The following is a 518-nucleotide window of genomic DNA, read 5'->3' as shown; positions in this document are numbered from 1 at the left end:
GCCATCGAAGCTGTCGAAGAACTGCGGTTCAGTCGGGGAGTTTGCCAATAGCTTTCATCCAGCGCTCGACCGACGACGGATTATCCGCCACCCGCGTCGTCGGCAGGTCCTTAGTGTCGAGCCACGCCTCATGCCAAGTCTCGAGCGAGAAATGATGCGTCGGCCGGAAGCGATAGGGATCGTCAAAACTGCCGACAGTGAGGTCCATAGTCTCGCCGGGTTCGAGAAATTCGAAGGTCAGAGGCGTGCCGCACGCAGCGCAAAAACCGCGCTGCGCGATTGGCGAGCTTTGATAGCGATCGGGTTCGCGCTCCCAAGTGACATTGGCGATCTTGACGCCCTTAAAGGCAATCGACACGCCGCCGGTCGCGCGCTGGCACATCCGGCAATGGCACAGATACGTATCGTCATTGTCGATCGCGACGCTGTAGCGGATCCGACCACATTGGCAGCCGCCGGTGACGGTTTCGGTCATCCCAACCTCCCAGTCTACGCGGCCATGCCTCATCGGCTAATGA

At 59.8% G+C, this 518-nt stretch carries 1 protein-coding gene; it reads right to left on the bottom strand.

What is annotated here, in order from left to right; translation table 11 throughout:
* Nucleotides 1–28 precede the first annotated feature (28 nt).
* The gene (locus tag AACY49_RS30350) at nt 29–475 is read right to left on the bottom strand and encodes a GFA family protein (protein ID WP_339527958.1); all 447 of its coding nucleotides are present in this window, start codon (nt 473–475) and stop codon (nt 29–31) included.
* Nucleotides 476–518: the final 43 nt, after the last annotated feature.

Origin of the sequence: Pseudomonas sp. EL_65y_Pfl2_R96, from assembly GCF_963970905.1 — a bacterium.
In the GTDB taxonomy this organism is placed as follows: domain Bacteria; phylum Pseudomonadota; class Gammaproteobacteria; order Pseudomonadales; family Pseudomonadaceae; genus Aquipseudomonas.
Note: the sequence above shows the minus strand (reverse complement) of the source record. Positions and strands in the feature narration are given on the sequence as shown.

Coding starts and splice junctions, on each gene's coding strand:
- AACY49_RS30350 (WP_339527958.1), bottom strand. CDS start 475: ATGACCGAAACCGTCACCGGCGGCTGCCAATGTGGTCGGATCCGCTAC.